At 67.4% G+C, this 22626-nt stretch carries 24 protein-coding genes; 10 read left to right on the top strand and 14 right to left on the bottom strand.

What is annotated here, in order from left to right:
* Window positions 1–23 precede the first annotated feature (23 nt).
* The 10 genes from QO011_RS32950 to QO011_RS32995 form a co-directional block, all read right to left on the bottom strand.
* Window positions 24–3173: a multidrug efflux RND transporter permease subunit gene (locus QO011_RS32950; RefSeq protein WP_307282090.1), complete on the bottom strand. Its 3150-nt coding sequence runs from the start codon at window positions 3171–3173 to the stop codon at window positions 24–26.
* Between the two features lies 1 nt (window position 3174).
* Entirely contained in the window at window positions 3175–4437 is a 1263-nt protein-coding gene (locus tag QO011_RS32955) for an efflux RND transporter periplasmic adaptor subunit (RefSeq protein WP_307282091.1), read from the bottom strand.
* Between the two features lie 220 nt (window positions 4438–4657).
* Window positions 4658–5479, bottom strand: a complete 822-nt coding sequence (locus QO011_RS32960; RefSeq protein ID WP_307282094.1) for a TetR/AcrR family transcriptional regulator — start codon at window positions 5477–5479, stop codon at window positions 4658–4660.
* A gap of 111 nt (window positions 5480–5590) precedes the next feature.
* Entirely contained in the window at window positions 5591–6343 is a 753-nt protein-coding gene (locus tag QO011_RS32965; RefSeq protein WP_307282097.1) for a phosphodiester glycosidase family protein, read from the bottom strand.
* A 165-nt stretch (window positions 6344–6508) separates the two neighbouring features.
* On the bottom strand, window positions 6509–7678 hold the full coding sequence (locus QO011_RS32970) for a mandelate racemase/muconate lactonizing enzyme family protein (RefSeq protein ID WP_307282100.1): 1170 nt from the start codon (window positions 7676–7678) through the stop codon (window positions 6509–6511).
* The gene (locus QO011_RS32975; RefSeq protein WP_307282103.1) at window positions 7678–8442 is read right to left on the bottom strand and encodes an ATP-binding cassette domain-containing protein; all 765 of its coding nucleotides are present in this window, start codon (window positions 8440–8442) and stop codon (window positions 7678–7680) included. Before QO011_RS32975 ends, QO011_RS32970 begins: the two co-directional genes overlap by 1 nt.
* Window positions 8439–9491 (bottom strand): ABC transporter permease, encoded by a 1053-nt coding sequence (locus QO011_RS32980; RefSeq protein WP_307282106.1) that lies wholly within the window; start codon window positions 9489–9491, stop codon window positions 8439–8441. The genes QO011_RS32975 and QO011_RS32980 overlap by 4 nt, the downstream gene beginning before the upstream one ends.
* A 3-nt stretch (window positions 9492–9494) precedes the next feature.
* Window positions 9495–10559 carry a sugar ABC transporter substrate-binding protein gene (locus QO011_RS32985; RefSeq protein ID WP_307282109.1) on the bottom strand — a complete coding sequence of 355 codons (1065 nt, stop codon included), beginning with the start codon at window positions 10557–10559 and terminating at the stop codon, window positions 9495–9497.
* Between the two features lie 53 nt (window positions 10560–10612).
* On the bottom strand, window positions 10613–11569 hold the full coding sequence (locus tag QO011_RS32990; RefSeq protein ID WP_307282111.1) for an aldo/keto reductase: 957 nt from the start codon (window positions 11567–11569) through the stop codon (window positions 10613–10615).
* A gap of 29 nt (window positions 11570–11598) precedes the next feature.
* Entirely contained in the window at window positions 11599–11916 is a 318-nt protein-coding gene (locus QO011_RS32995; RefSeq protein WP_307282114.1) for an L-rhamnose mutarotase, read from the bottom strand.
* A 145-nt stretch (window positions 11917–12061) separates the two neighbouring features.
* Between QO011_RS32995 and QO011_RS33000 the strand changes: the two genes are divergently transcribed.
* Together QO011_RS33000 and QO011_RS33005 are read left to right on the top strand one after the other, a co-directional pair.
* Entirely contained in the window at window positions 12062–13060 is a 999-nt protein-coding gene (locus tag QO011_RS33000) for a LacI family DNA-binding transcriptional regulator (protein ID WP_307282116.1), read from the top strand.
* Window positions 13061–13133: 73 nt separating this feature from the next.
* Window positions 13134–14021: an amidohydrolase family protein gene (locus QO011_RS33005; protein WP_307282118.1), complete on the top strand. Its 888-nt coding sequence runs from the start codon at window positions 13134–13136 to the stop codon at window positions 14019–14021.
* Window positions 14022–14137: 116 nt separating this feature from the next.
* Here QO011_RS33005 and QO011_RS33010 read toward each other — a convergent pair whose 3' ends face one another.
* On the bottom strand, window positions 14138–15139 hold the full coding sequence (locus QO011_RS33010) for an extensin-like domain-containing protein (protein WP_307282120.1): 1002 nt from the start codon (window positions 15137–15139) through the stop codon (window positions 14138–14140).
* Window positions 15140–15384: 245 nt separating this feature from the next.
* On the opposite strand from QO011_RS33010, the gene QO011_RS33015 reads away from it, so the two are divergent.
* Window positions 15385–15975, top strand: coding sequence for a nucleotidyltransferase family protein (locus tag QO011_RS33015; RefSeq protein ID WP_307282123.1), 591 nt, complete (start codon window positions 15385–15387; stop codon window positions 15973–15975).
* A gap of 12 nt (window positions 15976–15987) precedes the next feature.
* Here the strand turns inward: QO011_RS33015 and QO011_RS33020 are convergent, their stop codons facing one another.
* Window positions 15988–16437 (bottom strand): GFA family protein, encoded by a 450-nt coding sequence (locus QO011_RS33020; protein ID WP_307282126.1) that lies wholly within the window; start codon window positions 16435–16437, stop codon window positions 15988–15990.
* A 146-nt stretch (window positions 16438–16583) separates the two neighbouring features.
* Here QO011_RS33020 and QO011_RS33025 point away from each other — a divergent pair, with 146 nt between their 5' ends.
* Window positions 16584–17759, top strand: a complete 1176-nt coding sequence (locus tag QO011_RS33025) for a fumarylacetoacetate hydrolase family protein (protein WP_307282129.1) — start codon at window positions 16584–16586, stop codon at window positions 17757–17759.
* Here the strand turns inward: QO011_RS33025 and QO011_RS33030 are convergent.
* A complete protein-coding gene (locus tag QO011_RS33030; RefSeq protein WP_307282133.1) occupies window positions 17754–18431 on the bottom strand; it encodes a hypothetical protein in 678 nt (225 codons plus the stop codon). The two genes, QO011_RS33025 and QO011_RS33030, sit on opposite strands and share 6 nt — an antisense overlap.
* A 318-nt stretch (window positions 18432–18749) precedes the next feature.
* Here QO011_RS33030 and queE point away from each other — a divergent pair, with 318 nt between their 5' ends.
* The 6 genes from queE to QO011_RS33060 are packed head-to-tail and all read left to right on the top strand — an operon-like array spanning window position 18750 to window position 21653.
* Window positions 18750–19385, top strand: a complete 636-nt coding sequence (gene queE, locus QO011_RS33035) for a 7-carboxy-7-deazaguanine synthase (protein WP_307282137.1) — start codon at window positions 18750–18752, stop codon at window positions 19383–19385.
* Window positions 19382–19738: a 6-carboxytetrahydropterin synthase QueD gene (gene queD / locus QO011_RS33040; protein ID WP_307282140.1), complete on the top strand. Its 357-nt coding sequence runs from the start codon at window positions 19382–19384 to the stop codon at window positions 19736–19738. Before queE ends, queD begins: the two co-directional genes overlap by 4 nt.
* Window positions 19739–19769: 31 nt before the next feature.
* Complete coding sequence (queC, locus tag QO011_RS33045) at window positions 19770–20474, top strand: 7-cyano-7-deazaguanine synthase QueC (protein WP_307282144.1); 705 nt, start codon at window positions 19770–19772, stop codon at window positions 20472–20474.
* A gap of 60 nt (window positions 20475–20534) precedes the next feature.
* Window positions 20535–20813, top strand: coding sequence for a ribbon-helix-helix protein (locus tag QO011_RS33050; RefSeq protein ID WP_307282146.1), 279 nt, complete (start codon window positions 20535–20537; stop codon window positions 20811–20813).
* A 2-nt stretch (window positions 20814–20815) separates the two neighbouring features.
* Entirely contained in the window at window positions 20816–21094 is a 279-nt protein-coding gene (locus tag QO011_RS33055) for a type II toxin-antitoxin system RelE/ParE family toxin (protein ID WP_307282147.1), read from the top strand.
* Between the two features lie 10 nt (window positions 21095–21104).
* The gene (locus QO011_RS33060; protein WP_307282150.1) at window positions 21105–21653 is read left to right on the top strand and encodes a GNAT family N-acetyltransferase; all 549 of its coding nucleotides are present in this window, start codon (window positions 21105–21107) and stop codon (window positions 21651–21653) included.
* On the opposite strand, the gene QO011_RS33065 is transcribed toward QO011_RS33060, so the two are convergent.
* On the bottom strand, window positions 21650–22555 hold the full coding sequence (locus tag QO011_RS33065; RefSeq protein ID WP_307282152.1) for a metallophosphoesterase family protein: 906 nt from the start codon (window positions 22553–22555) through the stop codon (window positions 21650–21652). The two genes, QO011_RS33060 and QO011_RS33065, sit on opposite strands and share 4 nt — an antisense overlap.
* Window positions 22556–22626 lie beyond the last annotated feature (71 nt).

Raw genomic sequence — 22626 nt, forward strand, 5'->3', positions numbered from 1 at the left:
CGCGGAGGGAGGCGGCGTTGGCGCTACTCCGCCGCGATCGACTGCGGCTTGAGCTCCGGCTCCTCGGCCTGGGACGCCTCCTCTTCGGGCCGGCCGCCGAAGCGCGCCAGCCATTCGGAGAGCTGGTCGAGATAGAGATAGACCACCGGCGTGGTGAACAGGGTGAGCACCTGGCTGACCAACAGGCCGCCGACCATGGCGTAGCCCAGCGGCTGGCGGATCTCGGCGCCGGTGCCCTGGCCCAGCATCAGCGGCACGCCGCCGAGCAGGGCCGCCATGGTGGTCATCAGGATCGGCCGGAAGCGCAGGAGGCAGGCGCGGCGGATGGCGTCGTGCGCGCTCATGTGCTGCTCGCGCTCGGCGACGATGGCGAAATCGACGAGCATGATGCCGTTCTTCTTGACGATGCCGATCAGCAGGATGACGCCGATCAGCGCGATCAGGCTGAAGTCGAAGTGGAACAGCATCAGCGTCGCGAGGGCGCCGACGCCGGCCGAGGGCAGGGTCGAGAGGATGGTGATCGGGTGGATGTAGCTCTCGTAGAGGATGCCGAGGATCAGGTAGACCACGACGAGGGCCGCCAGGATCAGCATCGGCACGGTTGAGAGCGAATCCTGGAAGGCCTGGGCGTTGCCCTGGAAGGTGGTGGTGATGGTCGGCGGCAGCTTGATCGCCTGCTCGGCCTGCTGCACCGCCGCGGTCGCCTGGCCGAGCGCGACGCCGGCCGAGAGGTTGAAGCTGATGGTGACGGCCGGGAACTGGCCCTGGTGGCTGATCGACAAGGGCTGGATCGGCGTGGTCGTCCACTTGGCGAAGGCCGAGAGCGGCACCTCGCCGCCCGTGGACGGCGAGCGCATGAAGATCTTGTCCAGGCTGGTGAGATCGCCCTGCAGTGCGGGCAGGATCTCCAGGATCACCTCGTAGCTGGAGAGCTGGGTGAAATATTGCGCGATCTGGCGCTGGCCGAAGGCGTCGTAGAGCGTGGCGTCGATCGCATCCGCCGTCAGGCCGTAGCGGGCCGCCTGGTCGCGGTCGACCGTCACGGTCAGCGTGGCGCCCTGGGTCTGCTGGTCGGTGGCGACGTCGCGGATCTCGGGCAGCTTCTTCATCGAGTCCAGCACCTTCGGCGCCCACTGGTTGAGCTCGTCGATGTCCGAGCCCTGCAGGGTGAACTGGTACTGGGTGCGCGAGGCACGGCCGCCGACGCGCACGTCCTGGGCCGACTGCAGGAACAGCCTGGCGCCCTCGACCTTGGCGAGCTGGGGCTGCAGGCGGGCGATGATCTGGTCGGACGAGACGTCGCGCTGGTCACGCGGCTTCAGCGTGATGAACATGCGCCCGGTGTTGAGCGGGTTGCCGTTGCCGCCGATCGCCATGGCGACATGGTCGACCGCCGGATCCTTCATCACGATGTCGCCGAGGGCCTGCTGGTGGCGCATCAGGTCGGCGATGGAGATGTCCTGCGCCGCCTCGGAGATGCCGGTAATCAGGCCCGTGTCCTGCTGCGGGAAGAAGCCCTTGGGGATCTCCGTGAACAGGTAGACCGACAGGCCCAGCGTCAGGAAGAACACGATGAGCGTGGCGAAGCGATGATCGAGGACGAGGTCGAGGCCGCGCTCGTAGGCGCGCAGCAGGGCCTCGAAGCCGCGTTCGCTGAGCTGGTAGAGGCGGCCGTGCTTCTCCTGGTCGTGGCCCTTGAGGAAGCGCGAGGCCATCATCGGCGTCAGCGTCAGCGACACGGCCGCCGACACCAGGATGGTCATCGACAGCGTCACGGCGAATTCGCGGAACAGGCGGCCGATGATGCCGCCCATCAGGAGGAGCGGGATCAGCACGGCGATCAGCGAGACGCTGATCGAGACGATGGTGAAGCCGATCTCGTTGGCGCCGCGGATGGCGGCCGCCATCGGCTTCTCGCCCTCCTCGATGTAGCGGGTGATGTTCTCCAGGACGACGATGGCGTCGTCGACCACGAAGCCGACCGCGATGGTGAGGGCCATCAGCGACAGGTTGTCCAGGCTGTAGCCGCACATCCACATCAGCGCGCAGGCGCCCAGCAGCGCCAGCGGCACCGTGATGCTGGGGATGATCGTCGCCCAGACGCTGCGCAGGAAGACGAAGATCACCATCACCACCAGGCCGATGGTCAGGAGCAGGGTGAACTGCACGTCGTGCACCGAGGCGCGGATGGTCTGGGTGCGGTCGCTCAGCGTCGAGATCTTGATCCCGGGCGGCATCGCGGCCCTGAGCTGCGGCAGGGCGGCCATGATCTTGTCGACGGTCGAGATGACGTTGGCGCCGGGCTGCTTGAAGATGATCAGGAAGACGCCGCGCTTGCCGTCGGCCCAGGCGGCCTGGGTGTCGTCCTGCGCCGCGCTCACCGCCGTGCCGATATCGCGGACGCGGAGCGGGCTGCCGTTGCGCCAGGCGACGATGGCGTTGTTCCAGTCCTTCGCCGCCGTCATCTGGTCATTGGTGTAGATGGTGTAGGAGCGCGTCGTGCCGTTGACCGTGCCCTTGGGGTTGTCGACCGTGGCGATCGACAGCGGGGTGCGCACGTCCTCCAGCGACAGGCCCTTGGCCACCAGCTTGGCCGGATCGACCTGGATGCGGATCGAGGGCTTCTGCTGGCCGCCGACGGATACCTGCGCGACGCCGGAGATCTGGCTGATGCGCTGGGCGAGCTTGGTCTCGACCTCGTCGTCGACCACGGTGAGCGGCAGCGTGTCGGAGGTGGCGCCCAGCAGCAGGATCGGCGAGTCCGCCGGGTTGACCTTGCGATAGGTCGGCGGGCTCGGCAGGTTCTTCGGCAACTGCCCGCTGGCCGCGTTGATCGCCGACTGAACGTCGTTGGCGGCCGCATCGATGTTGCGGTCGAGGTCGAACTGGATGGTGATCGAGGTCGAGTTCAGCGTGCTCGTCGAGGTCATCTGCGAGACGCCGGGGATCTGGGCGAACTGGGTCTCCAGCGGCTGGGCCAGCGAGGAGGCCACCGTGGTCGGGTCGGCGCCCGGCAGCGTCGCCTGGACCTGGATGGTCGGGAAGTCGACCTGGGGCAGCGGCGCCACCGGCAATTGCGGATAGGCGATGATGCCGACGAACAGGATGCCGACCATCACCAGCGAGGTGGCGATAGGCAGCCGGATGAAGGGGGTGGAGACGCCGCCGGCCATGTCAATGCGCTCCCTGTTCGGAGGCCTCGGCGAGCTTGTCGCCCCCGGCCTGGCCGCCCATCGGGGTGGCGGCGACCTCGGTGCCCGGCTGCAGCCGGTACTGGCCCTCGACGACCACGGTCTGGCCCGGGGTCAGGCCGTCGGTGATCACGGACTGGCCGGTGCCGGTCTGGCTGACCTTGATGGTCTGCATCGCGACCTTGTTGTCGGCGCCGACGACGAAGGCATAGAGCCCGTTGGGCCCGCGCTGCACCGTATCCTCGGGCACGACGACCACCTGCTTGAGCGTGTCGACCCGCATGCGCGTCGACACCGACAGGCCCGGCCAGAGGGCGTTGTCGCCGTTCTCGAAGGTCGCCTTCATGCCGATCGTGCCGCTCGCCTCGTTCACCGCATTGTCGACCAGCGCCAGATGCCCGCGCGACAGCACGCTCTGCCCGTCGGAGCTCAGGGCGGCCACCGGCACCTCGCCGGCGGCGAGCGCCTTGTTGATTGCCGGGATGCTCTCCTCCGGCGCGGTGTACACCACGGAGATCGGCTGCAGCTTGACGATGGTGACGATGCCGTTCGTGTCGCTGGCATGGACGATGTTGCCGGGATCGACCAGACGGAAGCCGGTCTTGCCGGTGAGCGGCGACTTGATCGAGGTGTAGTCGAGCTGGGTCTGGGCGTTGTCGATCGTCGCCTGGTCGCCCTGGATCTGGGCGGTGAGCTGGTCGACCAGCGCCTGCTGGGTGTCGAGCTGCTGGCGCGAGGCGAAGTCCTGCTTGGCCAGGCTCTGATAGCGCTGGAGGTTGAGCTTGTCGTCGCGCAGGCTCGCCTCGTCCTGGGCCTTCTTGGCGACCGCCTGGTCGAGCGCCGCCCGATAGGGGCGCTTGTCGATCTCGACCAGCGGGTCGCCCTCCTTCACCATCTGGCCCTGCTTGAAGAACACCTTGGTGATCTGGCCGTCGACGCGGCTGCGCACGGTGACGGTGTCGTAGGCCTGCACGGTGCCCAGGCCCGTGAGGTAGACGGGGAAGTCGGCCTTGCGCACCTGCGCCACCGTGACCGGCACGGGCGCGGGCTTCGGCGCCGCCTTGGCCGTCGCGTCCGCCCCGGCCGGCTCGGCGCGCAGCGTCGCGGCGAAGGCGGGAACCGCGGCAAGATAGGGCGCCGACTGTGGCACCACGCGGGCGACCAGGGGCACCAGCGTCGCCCGCTGCCACCAGCCTACCCCTCCGACGAGGAGAAGGACGACCACCACTTTGGAGAGACGCTTCATGGATCTGCCATCGGATGTGAACGGGGCCGGCGCTTCGGGATGTCGAGGCCGTCGGACGGTCTCGGGCATCCCGCGGGATTCCAGGACATCGGGCTATGCAGGATTTCCGAGCTCCGCCCGCAGGGCGATTTCAGAAATATTGCATAGTTTCAAAGTTTTATCGGAATTTCCTGGACCGGGGTCCGATCCGGGAAATTCCGCCTAAGGCGCGTGCCGGGCCTCACGCCCCGGCCTGCGCCTCGCCGGAATGGGCGTACTCGCTGGGCAAGGCCCGCGGCAGGCCGCGGTTCGCCCCAAGGCCGTGCAGCGCCAGGCTGACGATGGCCATGGCCATGGTGGCGTCGCTGAAACGCTCCAGGCCGATGCCGCTGCGCACCATCGCCATCATGAAATGGGCGGCGAGACCGGCGTCGAAGGGCTGGGCCTCGCCGCGGGCCTGCGCTTCCTCGATCACCGCACGCAACCGGGTCTCCAGATGGCCCCGGCGCTGGCGGAACAGGCGGCGCCGCGAGGTCTCGGGCTCGTCGACCGTCCGGATCGCGGCGAAATGGGTGCGGAAGGTCGGCACCATCTCGCCGATCAGGCGGATGAGCCTCTGCTCGAAGGTGCCGGGCAGAAGCAGGGCTTCGTCGAGGCGCTTTTCCAGATCATCCAGCGCCTCGCTGATCACGGCCGCGAAGAGATCCTCCTTGCCGGCGAAGTAGCGATAGACCGTCGGCTTGCCGATGCCCGCCTCGAAGGCAATATCCTCCATCGAGGCCGCCGCATAACCTTGCCGCGCGAAGATCCGGCCCGCTGCATGCAGCAGGTTGTTCCGGCGGACGTCACGCCATCTTTCCCTCGAAAGGTTTTCCAAAGTCCGGCCTCGAAGCAGAGCGTCGACCACGAATGAAACTCGCGAGTTTCGTCTTGAGCCGAGATTGTGATGGAAATATGCGCGTCCGCCTCTGCCGGCGGACGGAGCGGGGCCTGTGTCAAGCACATCCCCGTGAGAAATATTTCCACATTGTATCGCCGATTTGCCCGGCGTGTTGCATTGCACAAATTCGAGGCGATCAGACGCCTGCCGGTCGCCTCCGGGCGGGGCGGGCGCGGGCGCCTGCGTCTGCGGACGAGGCTCTTTGTCGCAGGGCGCGCTCGTGTGCCGTCGGGCTCACTCGCGCGGCAGCACGCCGACGATCGGGCCGAGCGGCCGCAGGCTGTCGGTGCGCCCGAGGGTGGGGGCGTAGAGGGCGGAGATGCTGCCGTCGAGGAACAGGGCGTCGGGGCAGTGCAGGGCGTCGCGGAAGAGATGCGCGAACTCGCCGAAGGTGACCGGCTCCTCGGAGATGGCGAAGACGGCGGTGCCCCTGTCCTGCACGCCGACGCCGTTGCGCATCTTGGCGGAGGTGCCGCTCTCGGAGATCTTGGGATGGAGGCGGCCGGCGATCACCAGCATCGGGCCGGACTGGGTGGCGAGCTCCGGGCGGAAGCCGGGCTGGGCGCGCAGCCTGAGATAGCGCCCGGTCTCGACGATGGCGGCGCCGTCCTTGTCGACATAGAAGATGCCGTTCGGCTTCATGTGGAAATTGCCGGGGCCGTTGGCGGTGTTGACGCGCACCCATTCGCGGCCGTTCTCGACATAGAGGCCGGCGGGCGACAGGTCCGGGCGGTACATGCCGGCATTCATGGCGAAGGTCAGGCGGCCGCCCTCGGGCATCTCGCGTAGCCGGGCGAAGGAGCCGAGCGCCTCGCCGTCGGCGCCCTTCCAGAACAGGCGGATGGTGTCGTGCCTGAGGTCCGCGGTGCAGACGGTGAAGGCCTTGCCGCCATAGGTGAGGGCGCGGCACGGCCCGTCCTCGGCCGCCACCGGCGCGGCGAGCAGGGCGAGGGCCGCCAGAGCGAGGAGGCTGCGCCGGAGAGGCATGCGAGGTCCCTGGAGATGAGGAGCGCCGATGGCTGGATAAGGCGTCCAGCGGCATTTGCAAACTGCCGCGCTGTTCTCCCCAGGGAGCGGAAGGCTGGCGCCGCGCCGAGACCGAGCAGGGACATGCCGTCGCCCGCTGCCCCGACCATGCGACGCCAAGCGACATCAACTTTTTCGCGTCCGCACATGACCGAAAGAATAGTCCGCCAACGGCACCTCGTGCCGGGCGTTGTCCTCGAAGCCAAAGATGACGCCATGGCCCGCGATCCGCTCGGCATGGGCGAGCCCTTCGACAATCGTCACCGGCTGGCGCGCCAGGCCCAGCTCGTGGAGCGACCCGCCCCGGACGTTCTCGAGCACGAGGCCGTTGTCCACGGCACAAAGAGCATGGATCGAGAGCTCGACGAAATAGTGTGGTGCAACCGGCTTGTTCCACGCCGCGGCAAGACTGGCGATCTTGATCCACGGGCTGAAGCCGCCGACCCGGGCAATGTCGGCTTGAACAATGTCGATCGCATCCGCCATCAGGAAGCGGCGAAAGTCCTCGATCGTATAGAGGCTCTCGCCAAGCGCGATCGGGATTGACGTCTTGCGCCGGAGGTTCGCGTGGTCGCCGACATCACCGGTCTTGAGGGGCTCCTCCATCCAGCCGATGTCGTAGGACTCGAACGCGCGACACCGGTTGATGGCTTCGCCCAGGTCCCACGCCTGATTCGCATCGACCACCAGCTTGCAGTCCGGTCCGATGGCCTGACGAGCCGCCGCGACCCTTTCCACGTCGACGCTGATGTCGGGGTGCCCGACTTTGATCTTGAACCAGCGATATCCATCCGCCTTGAGCGCCATCTGCGTCGAGGCCAGCTCTTCTGAGGTCATGTAGAGGTCAATGCCGCTGGTATAGGCGGGGATTGACGAGGCGTGCCCGCCCAATTCGAGAAACATCGGGCGGTCGGATGCTTGCGCTCGCACCTCCCACAGGGCGACGTCGATTGCCGCGAGCGCCAGCGTCGTGATGGCTCCCATGCCTGTGCGGAGCAGATGATGGAACAGGCCATGTGCGGCGGCGATGACGTAGCGCGCGTCGCGCCCGATCAGCTCTGTCAGGCAGTAATCCTGAAGGAGCGAGCGGATGGCTGTTCCGCCAACGCCAACCGTGTAGCTGAAGCCTCGTGCGATCTTGCCGTTGACCGTCAGCTCGAGGATGACGATCTCGAGCGCCGGCACCCGGTGCGTCGCGTCTTCCCATGGCACGCTCGGAGGCAGCCGAAACAACCGGACACGCGCATCCTCGACGATCAGGGGGTGATCATCTGCAAATTCAGCTCCGTTGAGCATTACGCAGCCACTCCGGCCTTGGCACCAAAGGAACCCGTGATACGCGCGACGATCTCGTCATCGCTTGTCTCCTTGAGCAGCACTGAGCCGACATGGTGTCCTCGCCTCAGCACGACGGCCTTATCGGCAATCGACCGCATCTCTTCGAGATTATGGGTGATGAGCAGCACTGCGATGTTGCGTTCTTTGCGCAGCCGCTGGACTGTCTTGACGACATTGGCGCTTTCCTCGACGCCGAGAGCCGCCGTTGGCTCGTCGAGGATCAGCAGCTTCGACTTTCCCCTGACGGCCCGCGCGAAGGCGAGCGCCTGGCGCTGACCGCCGCTGAAGCGGTTGGTCGGGGCTCTCATGTCGGGGACATTGACGCCGAGATCCTGCAACGTGGCAACGGTCACCTTCTCCATCGCCTTGCGATCGAGAATCTTGAAGGGGCCAAAGCCTCGATAGAGTTCGCGCCCGAGAAAGAGGTTCCCGGGCGCGTTGAGGTTCGGACACAGCGCCAGATTCTGAAAGACGGTCTCGATGCCGGCCTCGCGCGATTGCTGCGGGTCGGAGAGGACACGGTCGGCGCCCTCGATGCAGATGCTGCCGATGTCGGGCCGCAACAGCCCCGAGAGCAGGGAGACGAGGGTCGACTTCCCCGCTCCGTTGCCACCCATCAGGGCAACGGCTTCCCCAGCTGCCAGCTCGAAGCTGATGCCCTTGAGGGCGGCGATGCCGCCGAAGGACTTGCTGACATTTCTGACCTCGAGAAAAGGCGTCATGCGGCCGCCTCCTGCAGGCCGAGCCGAGCGGCCAACCTCTGCCGGATGACGATGAGCAGCACGGCGACGATGATGACCGCGCCGCGAACGAAATTCAGATAGAGCGGGTTGACCGCGACCAGATTGAGCACATTGTCGATCGACGACAGGAGGATCACGCCACCCAGCACGCCCCAGAGGCTGCCCGCTCCACCCGACAGGGCGATGCCGCCGATGATGATTGCCGCGAAGACCGTGAAGGTGATGCCGTCTCCCGAATTCGCCGATGCCGAGTCGAGGCGCGCCGCATTCAACCAGCCGGCCAATCCCGCCAGGCCTCCCGAAAGCGCATAGACGATCGTGACCGTCCTGAAGGGCGAGATGCCGTTCTCGCGCGCTGCCTCTACATTGCCGCCGACAGCGTAGATGTGGCGACCGATGACCGAAGCCTTCAACCAGCAGGCAAGCATCAGGCAGACCGTGAAGGAAACAATCACGATCCAGCTGACGCCGAAGACTTCATTGTAGCCGACCCAGCTATAGACGCTCGGAAGAGTATAGACCGTGGTCGCCTGCGTCGGGATCGCCGCAGCGCCCTTCAGGGTCAGCAGCATGCCCAGCGTCACGATGAACGGGTTGACGCCGAGTCCCTGGACGAGCAGGCCGTTCAGCATTCCGATGCCGACGCCGATCGCAATCCCGAGCGGGATGCAAAGGAGAGGCGACAACTCGACGCCGGCGCCAACCGGCGCCGGCATCATCAGCCATGCGATGAACATGGAGGAGAAGCAGAGCGTCCCCTCCACGGACAAGTCGATGTTGCCCGTGATCATGGCGAGCGCACCGCCGCAAGACAGCAGCAGAAGGATCGACGAGGCAAGCAACAGGTTCTGCAGGTTGGTTGTCGTGGCGTAGAAGGGAACGAACGCGGCAAACAGCGGGAGAGCGACCGCCAAAATCGGAAGGATGGGATTGAGGAGAATGATCTTCCCGACAGTTGCGACAATCCCTTTCGCACCAGAAGCGTCAGCGGCAGGTCTCACGAGGAGGGCTTCCGATTTCGACGACATGCCTCATTCCTTGTACGTGTTCGCCCAGAAGATCTTGCTGTCGACATTCGAGGCGTCGATTGGATTGGCCGTCAGAAGGACGGTCGGCCCGGTCGCCTTGTCGTCGATAAGTCGGGGGGCGTTCGTGGTCACGCCAGCCTTGTCCATGACGCCCTGCCAAGCCTGCGCGAAGGGCTTGCCGTCGAGCGACTCGTTGGCGAGGTAGACATTGCTGGCGCACATGCCGTCGATCGGATAGTTGAGCGAGAATTCCTGCCAACCCTCCCGAATGGCCTTCAGCCCGCCTGGGATGCCGCCGAGACCGCCGATGAGCACATGCTTTGCGCCCTTGTTGTCGGTGTAGCCATTGCGCTTCAGCACGGGGATCAGAAAGGGCGTGAGAAAGTCGCTCTCCGTAAAGATCGCGTCGACTGGCCCGCGCGTCATCGCATCCTGAAGGCCGCTGACCGCAGGTTCCGGCTTCCAATTGGTGACGACCTCGACCATGTCGACAGTGATGCCCTCGATCGGCGCCTGGATGACCTTGTTGAAACCCTCCCTGCGCAAGCGCACCGGTTCCGTGGCGACTGCGCCCACCAGATGAACCAGCCGGTAGGCCTTTTGGCCTGTTTCCGCCGCACGCTTCTGCAAGAGCCCGATCATGCGCTTTGCAGCCGCCGCACCTGTCGCGCTCTCGTCCATGGCCACCGTTGCGGTCAGCGTCGTGTTCGGAACGGCCGTGTTGAAGGCGTAGACTTGGATGTTGCGCGCCATGGCCCGCTTGAGGGCAGGCACGACAGCACTCGAATCGATCGATGCGATCATCATCGCGGCGGGTGCCTTCTGAATCGTCGTGTCGATCTGGTTGACCTGCGTCTCCATGGAGTAGTTGCCGTCGAGCAAGGTCAGATCAGCCCCGATATCCTTGGCAGCCCGCTTGGCTCCGACATTGCACCCTTGCCAGAACTCGTCCTGGAAATAGGCATTCAGGAGCGTCATGGTGAGCTTCTTGTCGGCCGCGCCGGCCGCGCTCGACCACACCGAAAGCGCAAGCGCCGATGCTGCCAAGAGATGGATTTTCTCTCTCACGATAGTCCTCCCCGTTTCATTGTTTGCGAGATCACGTCTCGCTTCGTAAGCCGTCAGTTGATCAGGCGCTCCTGCCTCAGTGCGCGCCACAGCGTCTCCGGAATGTCCGCCTTGGTCATGGCGAGGTTCTCTGTCACTTCGCCGGCGCCGCCCATTCCGACGAGCACGGACGAGACCGCTTGATTTTGCAGCGGAAACTGCAGGGCCGCCGCTTTGAGGGGGACGCCATGCGCAAGGCAGACCGCCTGCAGCCGCTCGACCCTGCGTGTGATCTCAAGGGGCGTCGTCGAGTAGTTGTAATGGGCGCCCGGTGTGACGCCGGTCGCCAGAATTCCCGACTGGAACGGCGCGCCGACGACGATGCTCACGCCGCTGTCGTGAGCGCGTCCGAGGAACTCGCCGCCGCTCTGGTCGAGAAGCGTGTAGCGAAGAGCGAGCAGGATGAAGTCAAGCTCGCCGAGAGCCAGAAACCGATCGCAGAGCGTGAGCTCGTTGGCCCCGGCTCCGATCGCCCTGATGACGCCATTGTTCCGGAGCTCGCGAAGGGCTTGCAGCCCGCTCTGTTCGAGCGACTGGAAGTGAGCATCGACAATCTCCGTGCTCCCCATGTGCCAGAGGCCGAGATCGTGGAGGACCACGCAGTCGAGGCGGTCGACGCCCAGCCGCTGCAGGCTGTCCTCGACCTGCCGAAGGATCCCGTCACGCGAGAAGTCGAACTCGTCGCGGAATGGCGGTGAATCGACGAAGATGCCCGCGTTCCGCGCGCGCGCCGATGGGTGGAGGCGACGTCCCACCTTGGTCGAAAGCACGTACTCGTCCCGCGGCAGGCCGCTGAGGTAGAGACCGAGCCGCCGCTCGCTCAATCCCAAGCCGTAGAGCGGCGCCGTGTCGAAGTAGCGGATTCCAGCTTCGATCGCGGCCTCGACCGTCGCGGCCGCCTCGCGTTCCGGCAACGCCCGATAGAGGTTGCCGAGCGGCACAGCGCCGAACCCGAGCACGTCGACGCTCACGCCCGACCTTCCGAGGGCACGCCGCGCGCTCACCCCTCAAGCTCCCAGGCCTTCGGCAGAAGATAGGGATAGCCGGTCTCGGGGTTGATCTCCGCCTTCATGATGTTGGCGTTGAAGGCGCCCCACCGCTTGAAGACCTCGCTGTCCTTCATGACCGCATAGACCTTCTCGATGTCGTCGCACTCGAACGTGCCGAACAGGGTGAGGCCGTGGCGAAAGACCGCGTAGTTCCGTTGGCCGGCGCGGCGGATCTCCTCGACCAGCTCCGGCCAGATTTCGTCGTGCCGTCTCTTGTATTCGTCCTCAAAGCCGGGGCGCACTTCGAGGACCCACGCGTGACGCGGCATGCTTCTCCTCCCGAGGTATCGTTACCTCGGATAGAGGTATCGATACCAAATGGGATTGTCAACGGCAGTGTGGAAGGACTAGGTTGAGAGTCTGAAGGGCGGACATGAGGCGGGCATGGCGGAGAGTCGGCGCAAGGAGCGACGGGTGCGACTGATCGACGTCGCGCGTTCGGCAGGCGTTTCCACCATGACGGCCAGCCGCGTGATGAGGGGGGAGCCAACCGTCGCGGTCGCCTCGCGCGATGCCGTCCATGCCGCTGCAGCCCGCCTGGGCTACGTGCCGAACCAGGTCGCCGGCAGCCTGCGCTCCCAACGATCGGGCATCATCGCGGTTATCGTGCCGACCCTGACGGGCTCGGTCTTCGCCGAGACGGTCCGGGGCATCACCGACACATTCGATGCCTACGATTATCAACTGATGATCGGCGAATCCTCCTATGACATCGAGCGCGAGGAAAAAGTCATCGCGGCTCTTGTTCAACGCCGACCGGACGCCATCATCATTGCAGGCGTGAAGCATACGCCTCAGGCGCGCAGCCTGCTCCGGTCGGCCGGGGTGCCGGTCGCCGAGATCTGGGACCAGACCACACATCCAATTGATATTATTGTTGGATTCTCGAATTTTCAGGCCGCCTACGACATGACCAGGGGCCTGCTCGACAAAGGCTACCGGCGGCTCGCCCTGGCAACGGGTCCGGTGATCCCGGGCAACCGCGCCGGCGAACGCACGGAAGGCTATCTCGCTGCGCTGAAAGACGCCGGCATCCATCCAGGTCCGTCGATTGTCGTTCCCTACTACAACTTCCTCGATAGTTCCCTGAAGGGCGGGAATGTCGTCGCGGACTTTCTTCGGGACAATTCATCGATCGACTGCCTGTTCTGCACCAACGAGCTCATCGCCATCGGCGCCGTCGTGGCATGCGGCCGCCGCGGCGTAAAAGTGCCCGGCGACGTCGCGATCGCAGGCTTTGGTGATGTCGAGGCGGCATCGATCATCACCCCTGATCTGACCACCGTGAAGATCCGCGGCTTCGAGATGGGGCGGCGAGCTGCCGAAATTCTGGCTCGACGGCTTCTCGGTGAAACCTCGGAGCCGGAGATCGTCGATGTCGGCTATGAGCTCAAGTGGCGGAGCAGCGCGTGAGATCTCAGTCGCCCTGCAGATAACGATACCAAACGGCCGCGATACTAAGGACAGACTCTCTTCCGAGGCGTTCATGCGAACAGTCGTCGATGCGCATCATCATCTGTGGGATCCCCGGGTTGAGGACTATCCCTGGCTTCGTGGTCCGCCCTACCCGAGCTCTGTCGCCGGCGACGTCGCGCCGATAGCAAAGCCCTATCTGGCTGGTGACTATCTCGCCGACACGGCGGCCTTCGATATCCGCAAGACCGTCCACGTGGACGGCGGCTGCAAGAATCTCCTGGCGGAGACGGCCTGGCTGGCCGATCGAGCAGGGGAGAGCGGTTATCCCAACGCCATCGTCGCGGGAGCGCGGTTGCACGATCCGGCGTTTGCCGAACACCTCGAGCAGCAGCTGCGCTATCCTCAGCTTCGCGGTGTCAGACAGATCCTGAACTGGGATCCGGATCCTCTCCTCACCTTCACCGACCGTCCCGATTATATGACGGACAGCCGTTGGCTCGACGGCTATCGGCAGCTCGCAAGGCACGGACTGAGCTTCGATCTGCAGGTCTATCCCTGGCAGCTCGAGGCGGCCGCAAAGCTGGCTTCGCAGTTCCCGGACACGCTCGTCATCTTGAACCATGCCGGCATGCCCTTTCACCAGCGCGGCAAAGGCTTGGAAACATGGCAAAGAGGCATGCGCGCTTTGGCCGAATGCGACAACACCAGCACCAAGATTTCCGGTTTGGGAATGGTTGATTGGCACTGGACTGTCGCTTCGATCCGTCCGCTCGTCCTTGAGACGATCGATATTTTCGGCGCGGATCGCTGCATGTTCGCCAGCAACTTTCCTGTTGATAAGCTTTACAGCTCATTTGAAGTGCTGTTTCGCGCCTTCGAAGAGATCGTGGCTTCGTTTTCAAGCCAGGAACAGGAAAAGCTGTTCTCCGGAAACGCCGAGAAGTACTATCGCATCTGACCGCGGCTCAGTCGTTCCCGCCACCCCGCAAGGCGAGCGCGTGCTCGACGCGTCGGCCATGCCGCGCGGTCCCGCCGGCCGGATCGCGTCGCGGGAGGCCGACCCGGCGCGCAGGCCTACTGGTCGTCCTCGCCCTTCATCGGGTCGACGATCGAGCCGGTGAACTCGGGAGCCGCCGGCTGCATGCCGCTGCGCTGGGCGGTGGCGACCCAGTCCGCCGGCACGCGCGGGCGGCAGACATGGAGCTGGCGCGCGGCGCTGTGGCGGGCGAGGTCGAGATGCAGGTGGTTCTCGTGCAGGCCGTCCGAGGTGCCGGGGCCGAGCACGGTGGTGAAGGTGCGGCAGGCGCCATAGGCGACGTCGCGCCAGAAGCTGCGCTCCTGCGGCGAGCCGCGCCAGCCCCTGAGCACCGTGGTCTCGCGGCCGTCGGCGAGCCTGAAGCCCTTGACGTCGATGGCATTGGCATAGGCGTGCTCGGACATGCGGCCATGGCTGGCATTGTCACGCCGGCGGCAGGAATAGCTGCCGAAGGAGGTCATCTCGACGATCGGCGAGCCGAAATTCGCCAGCGCCGCCGGCTGGGCATCGGTGGCGAGCCATCGCGTCAGGGCCGGGATCATCGAGCAGGACAGGACGACGCTGCGGTCCAGCGACACCGCGAAGGGACCGCCGTCGCGCATGCGCACGGCCGGCGCGGCGGGCAGGCCGGGCAGGGCGCCGCCCTGCGGTCCGCCGAGGTCCTGATAGCTCGATTGCGGCGGGGGCCCGTCCGGCAGCTGCAGCGGCGTGGACATGGCCGGCGGCGCGCCATCGGGTGCCGGCGCGCCGTCGTCCGGCACCGGGGCCGGCGGGCGCATGGACGCGAAGGCGGCGGACGGGCCGGTGCCGTCGAGCGAGGCGACGCGGAAGGGATGGTCGAGGCCGCAGGTGCCCGGGCCCTCGATCGGCTTGGCGATGCGGATGCCGGCGCTCTCGTGCACCGCGCCCGAGGCCAGGCAGGCGGCCTCCACCTCGGCGCGCCAGGGCTCGCGCTCCTCGGAGGTGAAGAAGGTCCCGCAGGCGGCAACGCTCGCAACGGCACCGACGGCGATGACGATGGACGCAACACGACGCAACATGCGCGGACAATGCCGGCAAATTCGGAAAGGAAATCTTAACCGGCAGGCGCTGGGCGAGTCCCGAATCCGGAGACCGGACCGCGCCTGGCCCATGCCTCCGGCCGGACCACGGCTCCGGTCCGCGATCGGAAATCCCGGCCGACGGCGCAGTGCTTCGGCGACTCGCGGACGGGCCGTGCTATAAGCTGCGGCAGGACATGCGGGCCGGACGGGAACTCCGGCCCGCATGATTTTGGAATCGGGCCATGGACGAGGACGACCTCATCCTCGAGGGCTTCGCCGGCGTGGTGCTGGCCGGCGGCGCCTCCAGGCGCATGGGCAGCAACAAGCTGCTGCTCGAGGTGGCCGGGCGGCCGATGATCCGCCATGTGGTCGAGACGGTGCGCGGCGTGCTGCCCCGCGTCGTGGTCGTGACCGGCCATCAGGAGAAGCGGATCCGCGAGGCGCTGGACCGGCTTCCCGTCGCCTATGTCCATTCCGGGTCGGAGGCGGGGCAGGGCGCTGCCGTCGCCGCGGGGCTGGCCTATGCCGACCCCGCCATCGCCGCGCTGGTCTGCATCGGCGACCAGCCGCGGCTCACCGGTCGCGAGATCCTCGGGCTGATCGAGGCTTGGCTCGCCGGCGGGCGCATGCGGGTCCTCGTGCCGGTGCGCCAGGGCGTGCGCGGCTATCCCATGGTGGTGCCGGCCGGTTTTGCCGCTGCGGGGGTCGACCTCGCCGCGGCGGATCTCGTCACCGCCCATCCCGACGCGGCCGCCCCCTTCGCCACGCGCAACCCGGTCTACGAATCCAGCGTCGACACGCCCGAGGACTATCGGCACCTGTTCTCGATCTGAGCGGATGCCCGCCTATCCCTGCCCCTGATAGGCACGGACCAGCCCTTCCCAGGCGTCGTCGGGGGGAAAGCGCTCGAAGCCGTGGCGCGCGCCGGTGACGGCGAAGGGGAAGCGCTCGGCGGTCATGGTCTCGACGAACGGCTCCAGGCCGGCTGGATCATCGAGCATGGGTGTGCGGACATTGACCATGAAATCGAGGCCGGGCGGGCGCGTGAACAGCCAGCTCTTGCAGCGTGGGCAATGGTGATGCATGGCCGGCTCGCCGACGCCGCCGATCACCGTCTCTCCTCCGATCACCGCGAAGCCGGCGGCCGGCACCGCCACGCTCAGCGAATAGGGGCCGCCGCTCATGCGCTGGCAGCCGCGGCAATGGCAGGCCATGGTGACGAGCGGCCGCGCCGTGATCCGGAAGCGGACATCGCCGCAGCGACAGCCGCCCTCGCGCTCGAACGCATCCGTCATGGCGCCTCCTCCTGCATGCGAAGTGCCAGTGCCGCCTCGCCGAAGTCAAGGCCGCCGCGTGCCGGCTCCGGCACCGCGTCCGGCGCGGAGATGGACGCGGCAGCGCAGTTCTGGTCTAAGGCAGGGTCCCATCCGGAAGTCCTGCCATGCCCCTGACCCTCACGCTCGAAAACACCCTTCCCGTCGACGGCACCGCCGGAACCCTGATCGGCCGCGTCTGGCTGCCGGAGGCGGACGGCCCGGCCGTGGTGGTGGCCAAGGGCGAGACGCTGCACGACATTACCCGCACCTTCCCGACCGTGCGCGACCTCGCCGAGGCGCGCAATCCCGCCCAGGCGGCCAAGGCGGCGCCCTCGGAGCCGGTCGGCACCATCGCCGAGATCCTGGCCAACACGCCGGCCCAGGCACGCGACCCGCGCCGGCCCTGGCTGCTGGCGCCGGTCGACCTGCAGGCGATCAAGGCGGCCGGCGTCACCTTCGTGGTCTCGATGCTGGAACGGGTGATCGAGGAGCGCGCCCGCGGCGATGCCGGCGCGGCGGCCGCCATCCGGGCCGAGATCGTCAAGCTGGTCGGCGACGACCTCGCCAGGCTCAGGCCCGGCTCGGCCGAGGCCACACGGCTGAAGGAGGTGATGATCGCCCAGGGCGTGTGGTCGCAATATCTGGAGGTCGGCATCGGGCCGGATGCGGAGATCTTCACCAAGGCGCAGCCCATGGCCGCCGTCGGCACCGGCTTCGACGCCGGCATCCATCCGGTCTCGACCTGGAACAATCCGGAGCCGGAAGTGGTGCTGGCCGTCTCCTCGGCCGGCCGGATCGTCGGCGCCACGCTGGGCAACGACGTCAACCTCAGGGACGTGGAGGGCCGCTCGGCGCTGCTGCTCGGCAAGGCCAAGGACAACAACGCCTCCGCCACGCTCGGACCGTTCCTGCGCCTGTTCGATTCCACCTTCTCGCTCGACCATGTCAGACGCACCGAGGTGACGCTGACGGTGGAGGGCGAGGACGGCTTCCGCATGACCGGCAGCAGCTCGATCGCCCGGATCAGCCGCGACCCCGGCGATCTCGTCGCGCAGATGATCGGCCCGAACCACCAATATCCCGACGGGGCGATGCTCTATCTCGGCACGATGTTCGCGCCGGTGGAAGATCGCGACGCGCCGGGCAGGGGCTTCACCCACAAGGTCGGCGACATCGTCACCATCGCGGCCCGGGAGCTGGGCGCGCTGACCAACCGCATCGTCCGCTCGAACGAGGCCGCACCCTGGACCTTCGGCACCAGCCACCTCATGCGCAACCTGGCGCGGCGCGGCCTGCTATAGCGCGCGCTGAACGAACCAGGGCCACGCGAAGGCATAGGCAACCACGCCCAGGAAGGCGCCGATCAGCAGCCAGACGACGGCGTCGAGCTTGCGCCGCCACTGGCTCTGGCGCTCCGGCCCGGCGTCGGCCGGGGGGGAGGGCGCGGCCGGGGCGGCCTGCGTGGCCTGTGCCTGGGCCAGCCCGGCGCGCAGGCGTGCCTCCGCCGCGTCGGCGTCGAGCGGCTTGCCGCGCTCGGCGCGGTTGAGCCGCCCCTCGACGCTGTCCGACCGCAAGGCCTTCTCGCGCTCGATCAGGCGCAGCGCCACGTAATTGGTCACCGTCGCGCGCATGGAGGCGACGTCCTCGCTCTCGGCCATCAGGCGCTGGCCCCAGCGCGTATCCTGCACGAAACGATATTCGCGCGTGCCGCGGGCCATCTCGACATAGGCGAGCATGTCGACATAGAGGCGCGGGTGCTCGCCGGGAACGAGACCGTGGTCGAACAGGTCCACGCCCTCGGGAAGCTGGGCGAAGACCGGCGCCAGGAGGTCGCTGAGCACCTCCAGGCGCGCCAGCTCGACCCCGCGCAGGTCGGCGATCGCGGCCGCACGCTCGGCGTCGTCGAGCCGCGCCTTGCGGATGGCCTCGCGCAGGCTGGGCGGCTCGGTGGACGGCGGCGTGCGATATTCCATAAGCAGAAGTCTCCGAGGCATATCATAGCGGCTCGGCGACGAAGGTCGAGCATGGTCAATCAGATGTTAAGAACAAGATGGCGCGGCGATGTTCCTGCGAGGGCGAAAGCATCGCGCGCCGGGTGATCCGACGCAGTTTTCGCGCCGGCCGCGACGGGACTGCAGCCTCTTGCAGTCCCGGCAGGGACTGCGATCTCTTGCGTCCCGCTTAAGGCAGCCATGCCGACAAACCGGTTTCAAGCCGTCGGCGCGCGGATTATACGGCATGCGCGAAAGCCGGCCCCCATTCGATCGGGCCGGCGGGATCGGAGCCAGGGCATGAGCGGCTACGCCGTGAAGGAGATCTTCCTGACGCTGCAGGGCGAGGGCGCGCAGGCCGGCCGTGCCGCCGTGTTCTGCCGCTTCGCCGGCTGCAACCTCTGGTCCGGCCGCGAGGCGGACCGGGCGGGCGCGCAGTGCCGCTTCTGCGACACCGATTTCGTCGGCATGGACGGCACCCGGGGCGGGCGCTACCCCGACGCGGAGGCGCTCGCCGCCACCCTGGCGGCGGAATGGGGACCGGGGCGGGAGGAGCGCTTCTGCGTCCTCACCGGTGGGGAGCCGCTCCTGCAGCTCGATGCGGCGCTGGTGGCGGCGCTGCACCGCGAGGGCTTCGAGATCGCGGTCGAGACCAACGGCACGCTCGAGCCGCCGGCCGGGCTGGACTGGGTCTGCGTCAGCCCGAAGGGCAGCACGGAGCTGGCGATCCGCGGCGGCCACGAGCTCAAGCTGGTCTATCCCCAGGCCGAGGCGCCGCCCGAGCGCTATGCCGGCCTGCCCTTCGAGCGCTTCTCGCTGCAGCCGATGGACGGGCCCGACGTCGCGGCGAACACCGAGCGCGCCATCGCCTATTGCCTCGCCCATCCGCAATGGCGGCTGAGCCTCCAGACCCATAAATGGACCGGAATCCGATGAAGATCACCCAGGCCTTCACCTTCGAGGCCGCGCATTGGCTGCCGCACGTGCCGGAAAGCCACCGCTGCCGCCGCATGCACGGCCATTCCTACCGGGTCGAGCTGCGCCTGGAAGGCGCGGTCGACCCGCATACCGGCTTCGTCGCCGATTTCTTCGACGTGGAGGCGGCGTTCGGGCCGCTGCTGGCGCGGCTCGACCATTATTGCCTGAACGAGGTCGAGGGGCTCGAAAATCCCACCGCCGAGAATATCGCGATCTGGATCTGGGACCGGACCAAGCCGCTGATGCCGCAGCTCGCCGCGGTGACCGTCTACGAGACGCCGCAATCCTGGGCGGACTATGAGGGGCGCTGAGGTGTCGCGACCGGCTGGGGGAGGAGAGGGCATGGACGAAGGCGCGCTCGTGCTGTTTTCCGGCGGCCAGGATTCGAGCACGTGCCTGGCCTGGGCGCTCGATCGGTTCGCAACCGTCGAGACCGTCGGCTTCGACTACGGCCAGCGCCATCGCATCGAGCTCGACTGCCGCGCGCGGCTGCGCGAGGCGATGGCGGCGATGCAGCCGGACTGGGCGGCTCGGCTCGGCCCGGACCACACCGTGCCCCTCGCGGCGCTCGGCGAGATCTCCGCGACGGCGCTGACCCGCGAGGTCGCCATCGCCATGGACGAGGGCGGCCTGCCCAACACCTTCGTGCCCGGCCGCAACCTCGTCTTCCTCACCTTCGCGGCGGCGCTCGCCTATCGCCGAGGGCTGCGGCACATCGTCGGGGGCATGTGCGAGACGGACTATTCCGGCTATCCCGACTGCCGCGACGATACGATCAAGGCGCTGCAGGTCGCGCTCAACCTCGGCATGGCGCGCCGCTTCGTCCTGCACACGCCGCTGATGTGGATCGACAAGCGCCAGACCTGGGCCCTGGCCGAGGCGATCGGCGGGCAGCCGCTGGTCGACCTCATCGTCGAGGACAGCCATACCTGCTATCTCGGCGAGCGCGGGCGACGCCACGATTGGGGCCATGGCTGCGGCACCTGCCCGGCCTGCGAGCTGCGCGCGCGGGGCTGGCGCGAGTATCGGGCCGACGCTGCGACGTAGACCTGTATCGATGTGATGAAAACGTCTATACGTTTTCATCATGAGAGGTCGGAGAGCGGCGTGGCGAAGGAAGCTGTCTTCACCCTGAAGCTGGAACCGGAGCTGCGCGATGCCTTCGTCGCTGCGGCAGAGGCAGCGCATCGGCCGGCATCCCAGGTGGTGCGGGAGCTGATGCGCGACTACATCCAGCGCCACCAGGACGAGCAGGACTATGACGCGTTCCTGCGCGCCAAGGTGGCGGCCGCGCGATCCTCGGTGTCCGCCGGCCGCGGCCGTCCGAACGATGATGTCGAGGCCGATTTCGCCAGGCGACGCAACGAAGCCATGCGCCGGACGTGAGGGTGATCTGGACGCCGGAGGCGGAGTTGGACCGCGCCGACGTGTGGGACTCCATCGCGACCGACAGTCCCCGTTCAGCAGCGCGCATGGATCAACTTTTCAGCGAGGCTGCCGCGAGGCTGGCGGACTATCCAAGGTTCGGGCGTGTGGGACGAATCCCGGGCACCCGCGAGCTGGTCGTCCACGAGAACTATCGTCTCGTCTATGAAATCGTCGAGGAAACGGTTTGGATCCTCGCTCTCGTCCATGCCGCCCGTCGGTCGCCGCCGACAAGGGAATAGGGGATCGGCAATGCAGGCTGTCACGATCCGCCGTCTCGTCGTTGCCGACGCAGAGGATTTCCGCGCCATCCGCCTCGCTGCCTTGCTGACGGCTCCGGAGGCGTTCGGGTCCGTCCATGCGCTCGAGGTGGAGCGGCCGCTCGCCGCCTTTGCCGAGCGGCTCGCGACCTCGGCCGTGCTCGGCGCCTATGACGGCGGGCGCATCGGCGGCATGGCCGGCTTCTGGCGTGCCAACGGGCCGAAGGACAGCCACAAGGGCTTCGTCTTCGGCATGTTCGTTGCGCCCGAACTGCGCGGCCGCGGTGTCGGCGCGGCTCTGATCGCGGCCGTCATCGCCGCTGCCCGGGGCGAGGTCGAGCAGCTGCACCTGGCCGTGCTCCGGAGCAACGCCGCGGCGATCGCCCTCTATCGGGCCGCGGGCTTCGCGGTCTACGGCATCGAGCCGCGGGCTCTGAAGGACGCCTCGGGCTATGCGGACGAGCTCTTGATGGTGCGCATCCTGCAGCCTGGCGTGGAGACGCCGGGGGACATCGTCGATCCCTCCAATTCCAGGACCTAGCTCAACCGCTGGCGGCGCAGCTCCTCCGGCGGGTGGCCCGCGGCCACGAAGCCGCGCACGGTGAGGCCGATGTGCCAGGCGCCGGCCTCGCCGCTGATCGAGAACAGGTTGTAGGAGGCCGGCCAGCGCGCCCGCTCGGGCGCGGCCGAGGCCGAGGGCGTGCACACCACCGGGATCGGTCCGCTCGGGCCGTTGGCGCGGTGCACGCGGCCGGTGTGGATATGGCCGTGCAGCACGAGCTCGGCCCCGGTCTCGCGCAGCACCGCGGCGAGGCGGTCGGCGTCCATCAGCATGGCGGTCGGGCCGGCATCCTGGCGGCGAACGGGGTGGTGCAGCATCACCACGCGGCAATAGCCCTCGTGGCCCAAGTGCTCCAGCGCATCGCGCAGGCGCGAGATCTGCCTGAGGCCGAGCTTGCCGGTCGCCATGAACGGCGCCGTCGGCACGGCGGTCGACAGGCCGATCAGCGCGATCCTGCCGCGGATGCGCACATAGGGAAAGCGCTCGGCCTCGTCGAGGGGATGGGCGCCGCTGTTGTCGCCGCGCATCCAGGGATCGAAGGCCGAGAGCAGCCGCACCGCGCCGCCCTTGGTGTAGGCGTCGTGGTTGCCGGGCACCAGCGACAGGTGGTCGGGCGCGCCGACCCGCTCGAGGAACAGGCGGGCCGCCGGAAACTCGCCGGGCAGGGCGAGATTGACCACGTCGCCGGTCAGGGCGATGTGGTCCGGCTTCTGGGCGTGCAGGTCGACGAGGAGCTGCTCCAGCACGTCCATGCGATGGACGTCGCGCCGGCCGCGGTTCCAGTTGAGCCAGCCCAGCACCCGCTTGCCCGCGAGCTCGCGCACCATGGCGCGGGGCAGGGGGCCGATATGCGGGTCGGAGAAATGTGCGAGCGTGAACATTCCGCAGGTTTAGCCGTCGACGTTGCCCGCGGCTAGGGGGCGCGCAATCGATCGCGCCTCCGCTCGGAGCG

The organism is Labrys wisconsinensis, from assembly GCF_030814995.1.
GTDB classification, from domain to species: Bacteria; Pseudomonadota; Alphaproteobacteria; order Rhizobiales; family Labraceae; genus Labrys; species Labrys wisconsinensis.